Genomic DNA, 19,076 nt, shown 5'->3' on the forward strand with positions numbered 1-19,076 from the left:
TCGAGGCACCCAGCCCCTCCCCCGCACCCCGATATAAAGCGTCCCTGCGGTCTGGGGGTGCTTGTCAAGGCATCTTTCCCGCCTTGACAAGCACCCCCAGACCGTCAGCACACTCAAGCTTCGGGGTGCCCCACGCAACCACCGCCTGCAATGTCGCCGCCAGGCGACGAGCCGCTCAGTGCTTCTCGTGAATCAACGGCCAAGGCGAAGGAAAAACATCCACCGGCACCTTCACCACCGCAGGCCGCCGAGCCGCAATAGCCGCAGAAACATGCTTCTCCACCGCAGCAGCATCCTCAGCAAGCGCGAAATCCAACCCAAATGCCCGAGTAAGCAACTCAAAATCAGGATTGGTCAAATCCGACCCAATGAACCGACCACCATAAGTATCCCGCTGAATCCGCCACACATTCCCAAACCGCGAGTCCTCGAACAGCACAGTCACCAGGGGAATCCCATACTTCTTAGCCGTAGCGAACTCCTGCATAGACCAGCCAATCCCCCCGTCACCGGTCACCGCCACCACAGGACGCCCACCCGACCCCACCGCAGCCCCAAGCGCAGTAGGCATCGCATACCCCAACGTCCCCTGATACCCAGGCCACACGTAGGAACGCGGAGCCTGCACAGGAAACCCGTACGTAGACACATACCCAATCTGCGTCAACTCATTCACGTAAATCCCATCCTCAGGCAACGCAGCACGGATCGCGTCCACGAACTCCATCTGCGGCCCAGCCTGCTTCCGAATCCGGACTTCGCAATCCTCCCGAAGCCGAACCAACTCAGCCCCCCACGTAGCCCGCGGCGAGAGCCGCTCAACCAACGCCGCCAACACCGCCACAGCATCAGCATTAACCGCAAGATCCGGCCGCCGAGGCGGACGAAGGTCAGCCGCATCGATATTGACCAACGCGAGCCGAGCATCCCCGACATTCAACTGCTGCCCAAACGGCGTCAGGAACCGACTGCCGAACGACACCACCAAGTCAGCAGTAGCCCGCAATTCCCACAACGCAAAAGCAGGCAGAGCATGCGGATCCCGGGCATCAATCGCCCCGCGCCCGTTCTCGCTCATCACCACCGGCGCGTCCAGCAACTCAGCAAGCCGAGCCAACAGCTTGAACGCCCGCGGATCCCGCATCCCGCCACCAGCATGGATCACCGGCCGCGAGGAAGCCGCCAGCAACCGCGCGAGCTCAACAACATCCCGCTCCGGCGCCTCCGGCTCCCGAACCCCAAACGGCTCCCCCGGCTTGAGATCCGCAACCGCGTGCAACAAATCCGGCCCCAGCTCAAGCGCAACCGGACGCGGACGCCCAGTCCGCATCTGCCGGAAGCCCTCATGCACGAGATCAGGAATCTCCTCAACCCGCTTCGGCCGAGCAGACCACTTAGTCAGCCCCTGAACCGTGTCAGTTTGCCGAGGAATCTCGTGCAGCGCCCCGAGCCCGCCGCCGACGAGCGGCGAAGGAATCGTCCCCGCCAGCAACATCACCTGCGATGAGCAGGCATACGCCGTTGCCATCCCAGCTCCGGCGTTCAGCACACCAGGCCCCGGCACCACCATCGCCACCCCAGGACGGCCGGAAGCCCGGTAATAGCCGTCCGCCATGTAACTGGTCGCCTGCTCGTGCCGCGGAACGACCAGCTCCAGCTCGTCGCGCTTGCGGTACATGCCGTCAGTGAGCCCGTCCAGCTGGACTCCGGGAATGCCGAAGACCGTGTCGACGCCCTCGCTGATGAGCGCCCTGGCGAGCGCGTCACCGCCTGTCATCTGTGCCATGCGGATCCCTCTCGTCAAATGTCTATAATGAATATAGATCAAATCTCCGGCGGCTGGCAACGGAAGAGGCGCGCATGACTCTCGAAGGACAGGTGCAGGCCTACGCGGACCGGCTCGGCCGGCCGGTCATCGTGTTCGACGTCGACTTCACGGTGATCGCGTTCAGCGTGCACGACCAGGACGTCGACCATGCCCGGCTGGCGATCATCCTGTCCCACAAAGGATCTTCGCGCGCCCGAGAGTCCATCCGGGACTACCGGGTCGGCCAAGCGCAGGACCCGGTCCGGATTCCGCCGCTCGACGGCGGGCAGTCCCGGCTGGTCGCGCCGGTCCGGCACGAAGGACGGCTCGTCGGCTACCTGTCCTCGACGATCCCCGAGGACGACGACTCCGCCTACGCGGACGACGACGAGTTGCGCGACCGCCGCGCGCAGATCGGGTTGCTGCTGGCCGCCATGGCACTGGGCAACCGAGAGGACGAGGACCGCGCGCGACGGCTGCTCGGCGCACTCCTCGAAGGCAACGACGACCAGCGCGTCCGAGCCGCCGACGAACTGCTCGCGAGCGGCCTGCTCTCCCCCGTCCCGCACTACACGGTCATCTCGATCGCGACCCCGCCGCGGGCCGAGCCCAGCTCAGCGACCCTTCGGCTCGTGCTGGACCGGGCGTTGTCGAGCATTCCGGTCTTCCCGACGCTTAAGGCCGTCGGCGCGGTGCTCGGCAGCGAGGCGATCTTGCTGGTGCCGTACGAGATCGACACCGAGAGACTGTCCGCTCTCCTTGCCCAGCCTGCCTTTTCCGGTCTGCGCGCCGGAGTCGGCGGAGCGCACGCGCCGCTGTCCGGCGTGCACCGATCGCTGCGGGAAGCCCGGATCGCCTTGCGCGGCGGCGACACCGGCTGCGTGGCCCACTGGTCGGAACTGGGATTGGACCGGCTGCTGCTGCAACTCCCACTCGAGGACGTTGATATCTCAGATCTCCCCGATGCCGTACGACGGTTGCTCGACGCGCAGTCCGGACCGGATCTCGCACAGACCCTGGAGACCTACCTCGACTGCGGTTGCGATGCCCAACGCACCGCGCTCACCCTGCACGTCCACCGCAGCACCCTCTACTACCGGCTGGATCGCGTGCGAGCGGTCGCCGACGTCGATCTCGCCGACGGCAAAGTGCGCCGGGAGCTCCATACCGGCCTGCGGATCGCGACGCTCGCCGGTCTTCGCTAGCCCCACCGCTCGCAATTGACTATATTCAATGTGAACTTTTACGGAAGGGTTCCGCATGAACGCACTGCTGACCACCGTCTCGGTCGCCGACGACCGCGGGCGGCCGATCCTCGACGCCGCGACCCGGGAAGTCGTCGGCCACGCACCCGTGCACACGGTCGACCAGCTGAACGCCGCGATCGCGGCTGCCGCAACGGCTCAGCCCGCCTGGGCCGCGCTGGGGCACGCTGAACGTTCGCGAATCCTGCACGTCATCGCCGACGACATCGACGCGCACGCCGAAGAACTCGGCGAGATCATCACTGCCGAGCAAGGCAAAGCCGGCGGCGCTGGCGAGGCCCACGGTGCCGCGCACTGGCTCCGGTCCGCCGCGGACACTGTGCTCGAACCGCAGAAGCTGCCCGATGGAGCGGAGCAACACTATGTCCCGCTTGGCGTCGTAGCCTCGATCGGCCCGTGGAACTTCCCGGTGATGATCGCGGTATGGCACGTCGCGCCGGCATTGCGCATGGGAAATACAGTGGTGCTCAAGCCTTCCGAGAACACTCCGCTCAGCGTCCTCGCCCTTGCGGAGATCTTCCGCCGCCACCTTCCGGCGGACGTGCTGACCGCGGTCTCCGGGGATCGCGAAGTCGGTGCTGCGCTGGCCGCGCACCCGCGGATCGCCAAGATCGTGTTCACCGGCTCGACCGCGACCGGACGCCGGATCGTCGAAAGCTCGGCGGGCAACCTCGCGCGGCTCACCCTGGAGCTGGGCGGAAACGACGCCGCGATCGTGCTTCCCGGCACGGACGTGGAGGCCGTCGCGGACAAGCTGTTCTGGGCGGCTTTCATGAACACGGGCCAGGTGTGCGCCGCGCTCAAACGGCTTTACGTGCACGAGTCGATCTACGACGACGTCGTCTCCGCGCTGGCCGAACGCTCCGAGAAGGCACCGATGGGGCCAGGACAGGACAAGGCGAACCGGCTCGGGCCGGTACAGAATCCCGCGCAGTTCGAGATCGTTTCCCGGCTGGTGGAAGAGGCGCGGGCGCGCGGAGCCCGGATCGTCACCGGCGGCCTGCCTGCGACGGAGCTGGGGCCGCTGTTCTACCGGCCGACGATCATCGCGGACGTCGAGGACGGTGCCGCGGTGGTCGACGAGGAGCAGTTCGGACCGGTGCTGCCGGTGATCCGGTACTCCGATGTGGACGATGCGGTGCGTCGGGCGAACGGCACCGACCAGGGCCTGGGTGCTTCGGTCTGGGGCGCGGACGCGGACGAGGTCGACGCGGTGGCGCAGCGGATGGAGGCGGGCACCGTGTGGATCAACCAGCACGGTGGCGTCGATCCGGCGATTCCGTTCGGCGGAACCAAGTCCTCGGGGTACGGGCTGGAGTTCGGCGTGGAAGGTCTGAAGGCCATGGCGGCCAGCAAAATCATCCGCCGATAGAACCAGTGAAGGCCTCCTCGAGGGATTTCCCCGAGGAGGCCTTCACGGTGGGCCGGAGGATCAAGCGCCGCAAAGCTTGTCCCACAACTCGGCCGCGGCCGCCCGGTCAGGCGGAGCACCTCGCCACACCACCGTCTGGTCCTGACGTACCAGCGTGATCGGGCAAAGATATTCATCCGGCAGCGTGTCGACTTCAACCACGGCGAATGGGATACCTCGGTCTGCCGCTTCAACGGTCAGCGCTGAGATATCAACTCCGCGGGCTGCAATCGCCGTGTAGCCAGGGGAAAAATGGTCGTACAGCGAGGATCCGTCCGCCAGCGTGAAGTGCGGGGCACGGCAACCGGGCACAGTGGACGGTGTGTAGCTGCCCATCGTGTAGCCGGGGACTTCGTCGCCGTCGTAGGCGATGATCGGTGAATCGTGGTACGCGTAGCCGTAGTTCAAACCAGCGGCAGCGAACTGCGGCTCGTTCAACTCCCGCACCGCCGCACCGAAAGCCGCACGTGCGGCTTCACCGGCTGCGGTGTCGTCTTCGAGGGCGGCGGGAAGTCCTGGCCGGGCGAGCTTCCGCTGGTGGTTCATCGCGAAGTGCGACACCTGTTCGGTGATCGGCCGTCGTTCGGCTTCGTAGGCGTCCAGGATTCCTTCCGCAGCCCAGCCGCCGAGATGCGCGCCGAGCAGCCAGGTCAGGTTGAGCACGTCCGCGATGCCCGCGTTCATCCCGAATCCGGCGAACGGCACCCACAAATGCGACGCGTCTCCAGCGAGGAACACCCGCCGGTCGCGGAACCGGTCGGCGAGCAGACGGCGCGCGATCCAGTCCTCTTTGGACACGACGTCGTACTCGAACGCCTCGTCCACACCCAGAATCGCGCGGATGGCCGCGTCCCGGTCGACGACCTCCTCAGCCGAGGAAAGGTACGTGTGCACGAGGAAGGTTTCGCTGCCGTCGATCGCGTACACGTGCCCGACGCGGCGGGCGTTGAACGTGTAGTAACCCCACGCCCTCGGTTCGTCGGCGGACATCAGCGAGTACAGCTTCGGCGCGCGGATGCAGGTGGACTGCACGTGCTGAAGCACCGGATCACCGCTGAGCTTGGCACCGATCTGCTTGCGCACCGTCGAACGGCCGCCGTCCGCGCCGATGAAGTACCGCGCACGCAGAGTCCGTTCGCCGGATCCGTCGGACACTACTGCCGAGACCGACGACGCGTCCTGCTCGACCGAATGGAATCGCGTGCGGTTGAGCAGCGTCACGCCGGGAGCGGCGGCGGCGTTCCGGGCGAGGATCGGTTCCAGGAACGTCTGGTTGATCCGATGTGGAGGCTCCGGCGTCGCCCAGCTCGTGTCGGGACCGACGCGCGAAGTGTACCGCTCGCCGCTCGCCGGAATCGGGATGCGCGACAATTCCCGTCCGGTCAGCGAGGTCCGGAACGCGACGTCCTGCGGATAGTCACGTGGCAGACCGGCCGCGCGCACCTCGGCCGCGATGCCGAGCCGACGAAAGCTCTCCATGGTGCGTGAGGCGACGTGATTGCATTTGACGTTCGGCGGTTCGAGAAACTCCCGTTCCTCGACAACGATCACCGACACGCCACGGCTGCTCAGGTCGAGTGCGGCGACAAGGCCGACCGGACCTGCACCGACGATGAGGACGTCTGCGTCCATGGTTTCTCCGTTCAGCACGGCATTCCTTGCGCCACCACGCCAAGGTGCTCGGTCATCAACCGACGGGCAGCATCCTCGTCGCGGTCCTCAATGGCCTGAAGGATGCGGCGGTGTGCGTCGACGGCCCGAGAAGCCCGTTCAGCGTTGGTGTGCACGGCATACACGCTTTCCCGCGGCCGGTTGAGCGCGCCGACCGACGCGGCGATCGCCGGATTTCCGCTGAGCAACCCAAGCCGGGCATGGAATTCCAGCGACAACGGGTTGTACCGGCTGGCGTCGTGGACGTGTTTCTCCGATTCTTCGACCAACGCCCGCAGTTGCGCGACCTGGTCGTCCGCAGCGGCACGAGCAGCGAGAGCAGCGGCGGCGGGTTCGACCGCGTGCTGCGCTTCCAGGAGCTGGTCCGTTCGCATACCGTGCAAATGCAGCTGGATGGAAAGCGAATCGGCGATCCGGCCGATGTCCGCCTCCGCTTCTTCCGCCGTGTTGAGTTCACGGTATTCGCCGGACCAGTACAGCAACGGCTGCCCCGTCCCGCCACCTGCGGAAACAACTTCGCCGACGAGGATGATGTGGTCGCCGCCGCCGAGCATCGTGTGCACGGTGCAGTCGAACCAGCTCAACGCGCCGGTGACCACCGGTGCACCGGTAGCCTCGGTGTGCGTCTCGACCTCGTCGAATCGCTCTTTGCTCCGGCCGCGCCCACGGCGGGCGAAGCAGGCGGAAACGTCCTGCTGATGGCGACCGAGCACGTTGATCGCGAAGACCCCGCTCGCCCGGATCTCTTCGAGGATCGGGCTGTGCGAATTGATCGACACCGTCACCAGAAGCGGGTTCAGCGAAAGGGAAACGAACGAGGTCGCGGTGATTCCGTAAAGGTGGCCGTCGAGTGCGGTAGTCACCACCGTGACACCGGAAGCGAATCGTCCGGCGGCCTGGCGGAAGCTGTCGATCCGTTGCTGGTCGGAGGTCATCGTGGTCACCTCGCTCCGTCCGGGACGCCGAGATGGCGGAAGTCGTAAACGTCCAAAGTGGTCTCACCGGAGCGAAGACGGTCCATATAGGACTCTTCCTTCTCCGCGCGGGCCCGCGACGCAGCCAAAACCCGGTCATACTCGTCCGCCGGGAGCACGACGATCCCGTCCCGGTCGGCCACCACGATGTCGCCGCGCCGAACCACCCTGCCGCGCAAGGTGATCGAGCGACCCACTGTTCCCGGCCAGTTCTTGATCGTGCCGCGGATCGAGATCGCGGTGCTGAACGCCGGGAACCCGAGCGACGCGAGCTGCTGGGTGTCGCGGACGCCGCCGTCGATGACCAGGCCGCAGATGCCGCGTGCCTGCGCCGCGACCGCCATCACCTCGCCCCAATACCCGAACGGCGCGCCACCGGCGTCGACCACGAGCACGTCACCGGAGCCAGCAGCCTCGATCCCGTGATGCAGCGCGAGATTGTCACCGAGCTGCGCGGACACCGGCATCGCTCGGCCGACGATCTGCGCGCCGTCCCAGGCTGGCCGGAACGCGGCGTCCAGGAAGCAATCGAGACCGGACGCCTCGTACAGCGTGGCCGTGCCGAGCGTCAGCAGTTCCTTGGTGTCTTCGGCCAGCGTGCTCATGCGTCCGCCCGCTGCAGATCGTGGTAGCCGTACTTCGCGCGCGCCTCGGCGATCGTCGCGCCGCCGAGGGCAGCGGCGAGGATCGCTTCCTCACGCGCCTGGATCATCTCGGCGACCTCGAGCACGTCGTCCTCGCAGTCACGCGGGATCGCGACGACGCCGTCCGAGTCGCCGAGCAAGATGTCCCCGTGGCGGACTGTCACGCCGCCGATGGTCACTGGTCCGCGTTCCTCGGCCACCTCGACCCGGTCCTTGCCGGTGCGCATGAAGCGACCGCGGCTGTAGATCGGATAGCCGATGGACAGCGCGCGATGCGTGTCGCGGCAGACACCTTCAATGACCGTGCCGGAGATGCCACGTTGATGCGCGACCGCGGTCAGGATGTCGCCCCAGACCGTGCAGTCGAGGCGGCCGTCGTTGTCGAGCACGATCACCTGACCAGGCTCGACCTGGTCGATGAAATCGCCGACGGTGCCCGCCGGGACCTGCGCGCTGACATACCGCACGGTGAACGCGCGGCCGATCATGCGCTGTCCGTCCGCGAGCGGGGCGAGGCCGAGCAGGCTGCCTGGGCGCTTGAGTTTGTCGAGGGCGTCGGAGACCGTCGCGGTGCCGAGCCCGGCGAACCGGTCAAGGAGAGACATCAGCGCTGCTCCACAGTGACTGAGGGGAATTGGGAATCGTGCATGACCTCTTGCACGTCACGGCCGGAGCGGACGGCCTCCGCCATCCGGGCTTCGCGCTCGGCGATCCGCTGCGCGAGCTCGATGACGCGTTCGGCGTCTGCAGCGGCGACGAAGACGACGCCGTTGACGTCCGCGAGCACAAAGTCTTGCGAGGCAACGGAGATACCAGCGATCTGAATCCGCTCGTCCATCGCGGCCTGCACGATGCGGCCCCGCGCGCTGACCGGAACGGCCGCGCGGGCGAACACCGGGAGCTTCAACGCTTCGCTCTCCTGGACGTCGCGGCAGGCACCGTCCACGATGACGCCAGCCACGCCGCGCCGGACCGCGGCCTCGGCGAGCAGGCCGCCCCAGCAGGAGACGTCCGTGCGGCCGTGGTTGTCGATCACCACGACGTCGTCCGGCTCGGTGATCGCGACCAGCGGGGTGGCGATGTGCGTCGCCGGTCCGGCGGTCGCTTTGGGCGCGGCGGTGACCGTGCGCACGCGACCGGCCAAGACGGTGCTCGCGGGCCACATCGGCTTCAGTGCCGTGACAGCGCCGGGCAGGCCCAGCGTGTCGAGTGCGTCGGAAACCGCGCAGCTGTCGAGCCCGCGCAGCGCGGTGATGATCTCTTCGGGAGACATGGTCACTTCCGTTCCCAGGTGAGGAAACCCATCGCGTTGCCGGTGCCAGCCTCGGTGCGATAGCAGGGCTCGTAGTCCACGCTCGTCACCGCTAGACCGGCTTCGTCAGCGATTCCGGCGACCGCGATCCAGTTCCGCAGCTCCGACGCACCGGACCGCATCTCGGCGGCCGGGACGTTCGAGAGGTAGTCGGCGTCGTGGTCCCGTAGGGCCTGGATGAACTCCTGGTCCAGTTTCTCGTCGATCACGAAGTGGCTGAGCCCGCCCGAAGCGACCACGCCGACACGCAGGTCGCCGGGGAACGACCGGATCGCCCGGCCGACCGCGCGCCCGAATTCGTAGCAGCGCTTGGCTCCCGGCGGATTCGGCTCCCAGAAGGTGTTGATGAAGATCGGCACCATCGGCAACGTCGACTCTTGGCCGAGGAACCGCTGGTAGATGAACCCGAAGCCGTGCGGGATGGTGTGGTTCTCGTACCGGCCGGCCGGGATGACCTCGGTAGCCCCGGTGTCGAAGTCATCAGCCTGCGTGGACTGGATGATGTGCTTGCCCAGCGCGCGGTGCGTCGGCCGCATGATCGTGCGGTCCGGGACGTCGCCGGTCGCGGCCTCGGCCAAACCCGGGGCCATCGCGTCGAGCTGCGCCTGGGTGAACGGCACGTGCGCGACCTCGTCGCCCCAGAACACCGAGAACGGAGCGAGCCATTCGTCGCCGTAGGTTTCCTTGTGGTCGCTGGAAACGATGACGAGAACGTCGACGTCCTGGGCGCGAATGAAGTCCGCGAGCCGGTCCATCGACCGCTGGCAGCTTTCCCAGCGACGCGCCATCACCTCGGGAGTGATCTCCGCTGCGAAGTCTTCACGCAGCTCGCGCAGCTCCTCGTAGCTATACGTCTCGCCGCGGAACTTCAGTCCCTTGCTCGCGCGGTCCGCTGTACCCCTGGTATCCCAGGCCTGGGGCGGTGGCGCCTTCAGTTGCGGTCCGTGCGAGGTGCCGAACCCGGCGACGATCTCGGTCATGACCTTCCCCCTCAGAGCTGGAAGAGCGCGCGTGCGTTGTTCTCGAGGACGTCGGCGCGCTCCTTCTCGCCGAGCCAGGCGATGTCGTCGATGAGCAGGTGGATGTCGTCGAACCAGCGGCCCGTGTCCGGGTCGATCTGCGAGCCGGTGCCCGGCTTCTCCGAGCCGAACAGCACCCGGTCGGTGCCGACGACCTTCATCAGCAGCTCCAGGCTGTCCTGGGTGTACAGACAGGAGTCGAAGTGCAGCCGGCGCAGCTTGTCCAGATAGGACACTCCGGTGCGCACCACCGACGGAAGGAAACGGCCGACCTGGTACGGAATCGCGCCGCCGCCGTGCGAGACGATCACCTTGAGATCCGGGAAGTCCTTCAGCACGGTGGAATTCACGAGGCTCCATACCGCGATGGTCTCTTCCTGGATGAAGTGCAGGCTGTACGGTTCGCGCGCGGGCGGTTTGCATCCTGCGGCGTGCAGCAGCACCGGCACGTCGAGTTCGCACAGCACCTCGTACACCGGGTACCAGTACCGGTCGCCGAGCGCGAGCGGGGTTTCCGTGCCCTCGTACGGATCGGTGTTGAGCATCGCGCCGACGAAGCCGAGTTCGGTCACCGTGCGGCGCAGCTCCGCGGTCCAGTCGCGGGGTGTCAGGTCCGGGCTCTGCGGGAGTCCGGCGACGCCCTTGAACCGGCCGGGGAACAGTTCGGTCGCGCGGTGGATGAGGTTGTTGGTCTCCTCGGTGAACCACTGCACGAGCTTGGCCGGCCGTTCGCTGTGCATCATCTGGAACGGGCGCGGCGAGATCATCTGCAGGTCGATCCCGGCACCGTCGAGATGCGCCAGATGCGAGATGTCACCGAAGCTCGGGTGCGGGTGGTGATACGCGGCGGCGAGCGCGTCGTCGCTGATGGCGGGCGGTTTGCCGCCGTGCGCGCCGCGGTGCGACAGCAGCGAGGCTTTCCAGGCGTAGTAGGCGTCCGGCGCGGACATGTGGCCGTGGACGTCGATGATCACGGGATGCTCCTTGCGGTCTCAGACGAGCGGCTTGCTGATGAGTTCGTCGACGCGCGCGTCCGTCGCCGACGTGTCGTAGAAGCGCAACAACCGAGTGCGGCCCGCGCCGGGGTCGCCGCGATGCAGGTACTCGTAAAGTTCCTGGCGCATCCCGAAACTCGAGCCCGCGAGTTCCCAGCCGAGCCGGAACAGCCGCGCCTTCTCCGCCGCTCCGATGTCGTGACCGCGCATGTAGAGGTCCAGGAACGGACGCAGTTCCGGGTTCGCGAGGTCGGCTTCGGTCGGCTGCATGATGAGGCCGGACGCTGCGACCTGTCGCAAGATCTGAACCATCCGCGCTGAGATATCAGCCGACCAGAATCCGACGCCGTTGGTATTGCTGGGGGCGAGGTGCCCGCCCGGCGTCACGACCGCGTCCGCCTCGGCGCCCTTGATCGCCAACTCGAGCGTCTGGACATACGAAATGAGCTCGCCCAGCTGTTCCTGGATGCCGCGGAAGGTGTCGACGCCGATGGAGTGCGCGAGCTTCTTCGCGACGGAGGTGAAGAACTTCATCCGGGCGAGGAAGCGGATGTGCGTGCTCTGCAGGCTCCAGACGTTGATCCGGCCGAGGCCCTTGAGCGCGCGCAGGGAGTCGCCGAGCAGGAAGATGCGTTCGCGCGGCAGGAAAACGTCGTCGAAGAACAGCATCGCGTCTTGCTCGTCGTACCGGTTGCCGAGCGGGTGCGAGTGGCCGCTCTCCGGTGCGCCGAGCGGTTCGCGCAGCAGGATCTTCAGGCCCGGCGTGTTCATTGGCAGCGCGAACCAGATGACGAAGTCTTCCGCGCCACGAGCGGCGGTGACGCCGTTGAGATACACCAGCACCTCGTGAGAGAACGGCGCGAGCGTCGCGAGTTGCTTGGCCCCGCGCAGGACTACGCCGTCCTCGCGTTCCTCGACCACGCGCAAGGCGAGGTCCGGGTCGTCGAGCGGGCTGGCGCTGCGGTCGATCTGCGGGTCGCCGAGCGCGTGCGTCAGGACGAGGTCGTTCTCCATCGCGAACCGGCGGTAATCCCGGGCGTTCTGGCCGAACCCTTCGCGGTTCTGGTCGAGTTCGCCGGCGTAATCGGCGAGACCCGCGGCCACATTCGACATGAAGTCGGGCGAACGGCCGAGCTGCCCGAGGCTTTCCCGCATCCACCATTCCGACGCGGCGAATTTGGCCCGCAATTCCTCGGGGGTCTTCGGCAGCGAAAACGCGTAGCTGACCTCGTTGCCGGTCTCTTCCGACTTGAACAGGGTCGCCGCCCGCCCCTCGGGGGTGGCGAACCGCAGGTCGAGCAGCCGGGCGAACTCGTCGACGGTCGGCTTCAGCGCGGGATGTTCCGCGACGTTCTCGATGCGCTTCCCGTCCAGCCAGACCTCGCGGCCGTCGTCGAGGCTCTTTTTGTACTGCTCGCCGGTCAGCGCCCCGGTGGCCCCGGAAATGTCCATGTACTCCGACTCCTTTGTCTGTGACAGGCCCGCACCGGGCGACGATTCGAAGCTACGGAAATCGCGGCGCCGCGGAATCGGTCCGCTGCGGGAATCTCCGCCGCGGGCGTCCGACACCGTGTAGGAAAGTCCGACGCGGTGTCGGAAACGCTCAGCGCTGGATCGTCGGAACCGTCACCCATTGCCAGTAGGTGAACTCGTCCAGGTTCCAGTGCCCGCCGTGCCGTCCGCCGTTGCCGGACGCGCCGAGGCCGCCCATCGGGATGTGCGCGGCGTCGTAGATCGTCTGGCCGTTGAGCGCGACCATCCCGGCGCGCAACCGCGAAGCAAAGCCGAGGGCGCGCGCGACGTCGCGGCTGTGGATGGCCGCGGAAAGGCCGTATTCGGTCGCGTTGGCCAGTTCGAGCGCTTCTTCTTCAGTCGAGAAGCGGGTTACCGGAGCGACCGGGCCAAAGATCTCACCGCGGAAAGCTGCATTGTCAGCTGTTACGCCGTCCAGCACGGTCGGTTGGTAGAACGCGCCGTCGTGCGTGGCCCCGTGCACGACCCGCGCTCCCCCGGCGACCGCCGCCTCGACGATGCCGTGCACCCGCTCGGCCTGCGCGGTCGTGATCAGCGGGCCAAGCGTCGTCCCGGGTGCTTTCGGGTCGCCGATCTGCAGTTTCTCGGCAGCCGCTTTGAGCCGTTCGACGTACTCGTCGGCGATGCTTTCGTGCACGAGATGCCGTCCGGTGGCCATGCAGATCTGGCCTTGGTGCCGGAAAGTCCCGCCTACGCCACCGGCGACGGCGCGGTCGAGGTCAGCGTCCGCCAGCACGATGAACGCGTTGTTGCCGCCGAGTTCGAGCACTACCCGCTTGAGCAGGCCACCCCCGATCTCACCGACCCGACGGCCCGCCGCGGACGAGCCGGTGAACGAGATCGCGTTCGTGTGCGGCGAACGCACGACAGCCTCGCCGGTTGCGGCGCCACCGGGCAGCACGTGCAGTACGCCGTCGGGCAGCCCGGCTTGCTCGAAGATGTGCGCGAGCACTGCGCCCCCGCAGAAGGCGGTCTTCACGTCCGGCTTGACCAGGACCGCATTGCCCAGCGCGATCGCCGGGGCGACCGAGCGCATGGCGAGCATCAACGGCGCGTTCCAAGGCGCGATCACGCCGACCACACCGACGGGGATCCGCCGGGCGATTCCCAGCGTCGTCGGGTCTTCCACCGGAAGGAGATCGCCTTGCGACATCGTGACCAGCCCGGCCGCCGCGATCAGCTCGTCGATCGCTTTGTCGACCTCGTGCTTCGCCTTCGCGGGCAGCGAGCCGCTTTCGCGCACGAGCACGTCTTCGACGTCGGCGCGGATGTCGCGCAATGCGTCCGCAGCGCGGGTAAGGACGTCGGCTCGCACGCGGTACGACGCTCGGCTCCACTCAGCCTGCGCCTGCGCGGCGCGCGCTCCGGCCCGCTCGACGTCGTGCTGGTCGGCGATACCGGCCAGGCCGACTTTCCCGCCGTCGCCCGGCGAGACCACCGGCTGCGTCCCTCCCCCGCCGGTACGCCAACCGCCGGAGTAGATATGCCCGTCTGCCTCGCTGAGATCCCACCGGGCCATGTGCGTCGCCTGCCAATCCTGGTGCGGGTGCGGAGATCGCCGCGATGCTAGGTCGGCGCGAGCCCTTGCTTCATCGCCTCGGCGACGCAAATCCCGCGCCCGCGACTGGACACGGTGTCGGACTCACTGCCACAGCCGGTCGTTCACGCGAACCTCGATCAGCCGCGGGCCGTCACCTGGGTCCTCGGTGAGTGCGGCCCGCAGCCCGTCGGTGTCGTCGACCGTCGTCGCCTTCATGCCGAACGCCTGCGCCAACGCTGATATCTCAACGCCGCTGATGTCGGTGAGCGGATACTCCTCGCGCTCGCCTCCGCTTTTCCGCAGACCGGCGACCACGGCTTGGTACTTTCCGTTGTTCACCACGAGATATGTCACTGGCAGCCGGTACCGCACGACGGTCCAGAACGCGGGCACGCCGAACTGGACCACCCCGTCGCCGACCACCGCGAGCACCCGCTCGCGACGCGCCATCGCCACTCCCGCCGCCGCGCCCATTCCCCAGCCGAGCGAGCCGCTAGCGGTGGCGAACAGCGAATCCGCCCGCGTGCGCTGGAGAAACCGCAGCAACGGCAGCGTCGACGTGACCGCGTCGAGGACCAGCAGCCGTTCCCCGCCGATGACGTCCGCGAGAGTGCGCATCGCCAGCGCAGCGCTGAACTCCCCGTCCCACGGAACTTCGGCCTCCCAACGGGCTCGCCGGGCTTCGCTGTCCTTCCGCACCCGCGAGAGCCATTCGACCCGTGCAGGCGCGCGAACCCCTTCAGCCAGTCCGCGCAGCACCGCCGCGGTGTCGCCGACAACCGCCCCGGCTGGAACGTAGCGGCGGCCAGGCTCGGCAGCGTCTTCGGAAAGATGGAGAAGAGGGACGCCGGATGGAAGCGCCGCGACCTCGGCCGAGAACTCCAGCGGCGTCGGCATGCCCGCCAGCACCAGCAGATCGGCCTCCGCCAGCAGCGGCGCGCGAGGCTCGAACAATCCGGCGTAGTGCGGATGATCCGTACGGAACGACCACCGTTCGAGGTCCCGCCGGGATTCCACGAACACCGGCGCGCCGAGCCGCTCGGCCAACCTCGCCAAGTCCGTCTCAGCGCGGCGGCGGGCGACGTCCGATCCCGCGACGACCACCGGCCGCCGCGCGGCGTCGAGCAGCGCGCTCGCGTGTCGAACCGCTTCCGCGGCCGGGCCTTGCCGCGCACCCCGGCGGACCGGAGGCGCGACGCCAGGTTCGGCGGCCAGATGGTCTTGCGGGATCGTGAGAATCGCCGGTTGCTCCGGAACGACCGTGGTGTGCCACAGCGTCCGGCTGAGATCTTCCAGCAGGTCCTCCGCGCGGAGGTTCTGCCAGGCATGACCTACGTATGGCGCGGCCGTTTCGAGCAACCGCGGCGAAGTCGTCAACGCGCGGTGCGGGAGGGTCGCCGTCCCTTTGATCCCAGCAAGAATCGCGACGCTACTGCGCGCGACCTGCGCCGCGTACAGATGCGCCAGGCCGTTCGCGACGCCAACGTTCGTGTGCAGGTAGGCGACGCCGATCCGTCCGGAGGCACGCGCGTAACCGTCGGCCATGGACACCGAGATCGCCTCGTGGGTGGTCAGCACGAACTCGGGTCCGCCTTGCCTGGCAGCAAGAGCGTTGAGTACTGGTATCTCACTGGTGCCGGGACAGCAGAAGACGTGCTCGATTCCCCACTGCGCCAAGGTTTCCAGCAACCGCGCGGCAGCCGTCATGCCCGGCACGTTACGCAGCACGCCGGGCCGGGCGCTCCGACGCGGCGGCGGAAGAAACCTGGCGAACTGTGCGACACGGTGTCGGGATCGGAGTAGGTTGCGGTCGACACCCGGCGAAAGGCAAGGCGGCTCAATGACTTCTGCCCGGCACGACGGAGACACCTGGGACCTGGCGTCCAGCGTCGGCGCGACCGCGACCATGGCCGCGGCGGCGCGGGCGATCGCGACCCGCGAGGACAGCACGCTGTTCTCGGACCGGTTCGCCGAACCGCTCGTCCAGGCAGTCGGCGTCGACCTGCTCGCCAAGCTGGCGTCCGGCGAGACCACCTCCGGCACTCTCGTCGGGCAGATCTGGATCGACGCGGCCAAGATCCGCGGCAAGTTCTACGACGAGTTCTTCCTCGCCGCGGCCGGCGCGGGCATCACCCAGGCCGTGATCCTGGCGTCCGGTTTGGACTCCCGCGCCTACCGGCTGCTCTGGCCGGACGGGACCGTGGTGTACGAGATCGACCAGGAGCCGGTGGTCGAGTTCAAAGCCCGCACCCTCGCCGAGCTGGGCGCCGAGCCCACCGCCGACCGGCGAGCGGTCGCCGTCGACCTGCGCGAGGACTGGCCCGCCGCACTGCGCGCCGCCGGTTTCGACCCGGCCCGGCCGACCGCATGGAGCGCCGAGGGCCTGCTGGGATATCTGCCGCCCGAAGCCCAAGATCGCTTGCTGGACACCATCACCGAACTCAGCGCGCCGGGCAGCCGGGTCGCGACCGAGAACCGGCCCAACCCGCGTCCCGGCGACGAGGACAAGACGAAGGAACGCCTCGACCGCATCTCCGAGCAATGGCGCGGCGAGGGTTTCGACACCGACATGACGAGGCTGCGCTACTTCGGCGAGCGCAACGAAGCGGCACCCTACCTGGCCGACCTCGGCTGGGCGGTGGAAGGAAGCACCGTCCGGGAACTGCTCGCGGCCAATGGCCTGCCGCCGCTTGAGGACGACGATCTGCGCATGGGCGACCTTCGGTACATCACCGGCGTATTGGGCTAGTGCCTCGACCTTCCGTGCGGGGCTCTGAGTCCGATGCCAGGGTCTTAAGGCGACGTCATGGGTGCGGTTGAGGTGCATCTGCTCGGGTCGATGGGGTCGGCGCGGCTCTTGCCGGGGGTCAGAGTGGGGCCGCTTCCGCGCGTACATGAGGGGAACCCTGAGGGAATCTGATTCCCTCAGGGTTCCCCTCACGTACCGCCGCGTCCTCCCCGCCGTTGGCGCATCGCCGGTGGTCGAGCCATCACGCCTGGTCACACCTGGTCCGTAGCCGATTTGTGATGGTAGTCACGGGCCATACCGCGGGTTTGCCCCGCGCGGTCGCGAATCCCAAGCACAGCACCCGATCCCGAAGAGTTTTCCGGTTCGTCCGCGCGCCGGGCAGGTCAACGGGAGATAACGGTTTTGTGGAGATCCGTGCGTTCCGGGCGAGGATTTGCGTGTGCTCGCCCCTGCCGACCAGGTCCGTTTCGCCTTCGAGCCGCTGTACAGCCTCTACAGCGGCTCGGCTGTCGCAGTCGAAGCGGTCGGACATCCGGCGGCGGGCTGGGTCCAGGACCTCCTCGACGCGGCGGGCGACCAGGCCCAGCTGATCGACGCCGACCTCGACCTCGCCGCCCGCGCGGCCGCGGCGGCCCCGCCGACCGCGGCCGGGGTGTCGCTGCATCTCAACCTGAGCGCCAGCGCCGCCAGCGCGCCCGCCGAGCGGTTCATCCCGCTGCTGCAGACCCTCGAACGCGCGGGCCGCCGTCCGGCCGACGTCGTGCTGGAAGTCACCGCCCCGCTCGCCCTCCCGAATCCGGGGACCCTGCTGCGGGGCCTGCACCGGCTCCGCGACCTCGGCTTCCGGCTGGCCTTCGACCGGCTCGGCGCCGCGGGCCTGCCGATGAACCTCCTCGCCGAAGCGCCGATCGAGATGATCAAGCTGGACCGCGCGACGCTGCGCCGGCTCCCGGCGAACGCGGCGACCGTAGCGCTCGTCGAGGCGCTGGTGCAGTTCGCCACCCAGACCGATTTGCGGCTCGTCGCGACCGGCATCGAGAACGACGCGGAACTCGACGTCGCGCGACGCGCCGGGATCCGTCTCGTGCAAGGGAATCTGTTCGCCACCGCCGCCCCGGAACGCGTGCTGCCCACCGCCGAACGCGGCGACCAGCCGGGCACCATGGCGGTCTCGCCCGCCGCCGGACTGCGGATCCCCGAATTCCTCCGCCAGGCCAAAACCCTGCCGGACGACGCGACGTGCGACGACGTCCACGCGATCCTGTCCGCCGAGCACGCGCCGAAGGCCATCGTCGGGCTGGACCAGCAGGCGCGTCCACAATGGACGATCGACCGGATGCGCTTCCTGCTGGCGGTGACCGGCCGGTACGGGCACGCGCTGTACGCCGGGAAACCCGCCGCGAAACTGGCCGGCCCGCCGCGGCTGGTCCGGATCGACACCGGCACCCGCGAACTGCTCGAGATCATCGCCGACGGCGGAGCCGAGCACAGCGGCGACGACCTCGTCGTGACCGACGCGTCCGGCCGGTACCAGGGCGTGGTGCGGCCGAACGAGGTGATGCGCCGGATGGCCGCGGTGAAGGTCGAGGCCGCGGTCTCGCTCAACCCGCTCACCCGGCTGCCCGGCAGCGACGCGATCGCCCAGGACGTCGCCCGCCGCGCGGACGCCGGACGGCCGTTTGTCGTGGCCTGGCTGGACATCGACCACTTCAAGCGGCTCAACGACACCGCCGGTTTCGCCGCGGGCGACGACCTGATCCGCGCCATCGGCCGGGCACTGACCGACCACGCCCGGCGGCTCGGCGACGTCACCGTCGGCCACGTCGGCGGCGACGATTTCCTGGTCGTCTGCGGCGTCGAGGACATCACCTCGCTCGCCGACGCCGTCCTCGGCCACGGCTGGTCCGCCGACGGCGTGTCGGTCACGCTCTCGCTGGCGAGCCTCGTCCAGACCGGTGCCTCAGCGGGTTCGTACCGCGAAAGCGCGCGGCTGCTGGCGCCGTTGAAGAAACAGGCCAAGGAGATCCCGGGGTCGAGCTGGGTCAACAGCTGGCCGGGCGCCGGACGGGCGCAGATTCTCCGCGGTGGCAAGGAAAAGAACGGCCGGTCGCCGATGCTGTTGTCTCAGCAATAGTCAGGCAGCTCTCGCGCCGTCC

Annotated in this window: 15 protein-coding genes; 4 read left to right on the forward strand and 11 right to left on the reverse strand. The window is 68.0% G+C overall.

The window, feature by feature from the left end; all coding sequences use genetic code 11:
• Positions 1-175: 175 nt before the first annotated feature.
• Positions 176-1,786, reverse strand: coding sequence for a thiamine pyrophosphate-binding protein (locus tag ACWDNU_RS30095; protein ID WP_449671381.1), 1,611 nt, complete (start codon positions 1,784-1,786; stop codon positions 176-178).
• 74 nt (positions 1,787-1,860) lie between these two features.
• Here ACWDNU_RS30095 and ACWDNU_RS30100 point away from each other — a divergent pair, with 74 nt between their 5' ends.
• A complete protein-coding gene (locus tag ACWDNU_RS30100) occupies positions 1,861-3,012 on the forward strand; it encodes a PucR family transcriptional regulator (protein ID WP_449671382.1) in 1,152 nt (383 codons plus the stop codon).
• 55 nt (positions 3,013-3,067) lie between these two features.
• On the forward strand, positions 3,068-4,444 hold the full coding sequence (locus ACWDNU_RS30105) for an aldehyde dehydrogenase family protein (protein ID WP_449671383.1): 1,377 nt from the start codon (positions 3,068-3,070) through the stop codon (positions 4,442-4,444).
• A gap of 60 nt (positions 4,445-4,504) precedes the next feature.
• Here the strand turns inward: ACWDNU_RS30105 and ACWDNU_RS30110 are convergent, their stop codons facing one another.
• The 10 genes from ACWDNU_RS30110 to ACWDNU_RS30155 all read right to left on the reverse strand — a co-directional run bounded on the left by ACWDNU_RS30110 (position 4,505) and on the right by ACWDNU_RS30155 (position 15,878).
• Positions 4,505-6,115 (reverse strand): FAD-dependent monooxygenase, encoded by a 1,611-nt coding sequence (locus ACWDNU_RS30110; RefSeq protein WP_449671384.1) that lies wholly within the window; start codon positions 6,113-6,115, stop codon positions 4,505-4,507.
• Between the two features lie 11 nt (positions 6,116-6,126).
• Positions 6,127-7,089 carry a flavin reductase gene (locus tag ACWDNU_RS30115; protein ID WP_370935032.1) on the reverse strand — a complete coding sequence of 321 codons (963 nt, stop codon included), beginning with the start codon at positions 7,087-7,089 and terminating at the stop codon, positions 6,127-6,129.
• A gap of 5 nt (positions 7,090-7,094) precedes the next feature.
• Positions 7,095-7,733, reverse strand: coding sequence for a 4-carboxy-4-hydroxy-2-oxoadipate aldolase/oxaloacetate decarboxylase (locus tag ACWDNU_RS30120; protein ID WP_449671385.1), 639 nt, complete (start codon positions 7,731-7,733; stop codon positions 7,095-7,097).
• A complete protein-coding gene (locus tag ACWDNU_RS30125; RefSeq protein WP_449671386.1) occupies positions 7,730-8,377 on the reverse strand; it encodes an RraA family protein in 648 nt (215 codons plus the stop codon). The genes ACWDNU_RS30120 and ACWDNU_RS30125 overlap by 4 nt, the downstream gene beginning before the upstream one ends.
• Positions 8,377-9,045 carry an RraA family protein gene (locus ACWDNU_RS30130; protein ID WP_449671387.1) on the reverse strand — a complete coding sequence of 223 codons (669 nt, stop codon included), beginning with the start codon at positions 9,043-9,045 and terminating at the stop codon, positions 8,377-8,379. Before ACWDNU_RS30130 ends, ACWDNU_RS30125 begins: the two co-directional genes overlap by 1 nt.
• Positions 9,046-9,047: 2 nt before the next feature.
• Positions 9,048-10,064, reverse strand: a complete 1,017-nt coding sequence (locus ACWDNU_RS30135) for a DODA-type extradiol aromatic ring-opening family dioxygenase (RefSeq protein ID WP_449671388.1) — start codon at positions 10,062-10,064, stop codon at positions 9,048-9,050.
• Positions 10,065-10,075: 11 nt separating this feature from the next.
• Positions 10,076-11,077 (reverse strand): amidohydrolase family protein, encoded by a 1,002-nt coding sequence (locus ACWDNU_RS30140; RefSeq protein ID WP_449671389.1) that lies wholly within the window; start codon positions 11,075-11,077, stop codon positions 10,076-10,078.
• A gap of 18 nt (positions 11,078-11,095) precedes the next feature.
• On the reverse strand, positions 11,096-12,550 hold the full coding sequence (locus ACWDNU_RS30145) for a 4-hydroxyphenylacetate 3-hydroxylase family protein (RefSeq protein ID WP_449671390.1): 1,455 nt from the start codon (positions 12,548-12,550) through the stop codon (positions 11,096-11,098).
• A gap of 151 nt (positions 12,551-12,701) precedes the next feature.
• Positions 12,702-14,150, reverse strand: a complete 1,449-nt coding sequence (locus tag ACWDNU_RS30150; RefSeq protein ID WP_449671391.1) for an aldehyde dehydrogenase family protein — start codon at positions 14,148-14,150, stop codon at positions 12,702-12,704.
• A 123-nt stretch (positions 14,151-14,273) separates the two neighbouring features.
• The gene (locus tag ACWDNU_RS30155; protein WP_449671392.1) at positions 14,274-15,878 is read right to left on the reverse strand and encodes a thiamine pyrophosphate-binding protein; all 1,605 of its coding nucleotides are present in this window, start codon (positions 15,876-15,878) and stop codon (positions 14,274-14,276) included.
• 133 nt (positions 15,879-16,011) lie between these two features.
• Here ACWDNU_RS30155 and ACWDNU_RS30160 point away from each other — a divergent pair, with 133 nt between their 5' ends.
• Complete coding sequence (locus ACWDNU_RS30160) at positions 16,012-16,920, forward strand: SAM-dependent methyltransferase (RefSeq protein WP_449671393.1); 909 nt, start codon at positions 16,012-16,014, stop codon at positions 16,918-16,920.
• 439 nt (positions 16,921-17,359) lie between these two features.
• Positions 17,360-19,054 (forward strand): EAL domain-containing protein, encoded by a 1,695-nt coding sequence (locus tag ACWDNU_RS30165; protein ID WP_449671394.1) that lies wholly within the window; start codon positions 17,360-17,362, stop codon positions 19,052-19,054.
• The last annotated feature ends 22 nt before the right edge of the window (positions 19,055-19,076 follow it).

Source organism: Amycolatopsis sp. NPDC003676, from assembly GCF_053587275.1.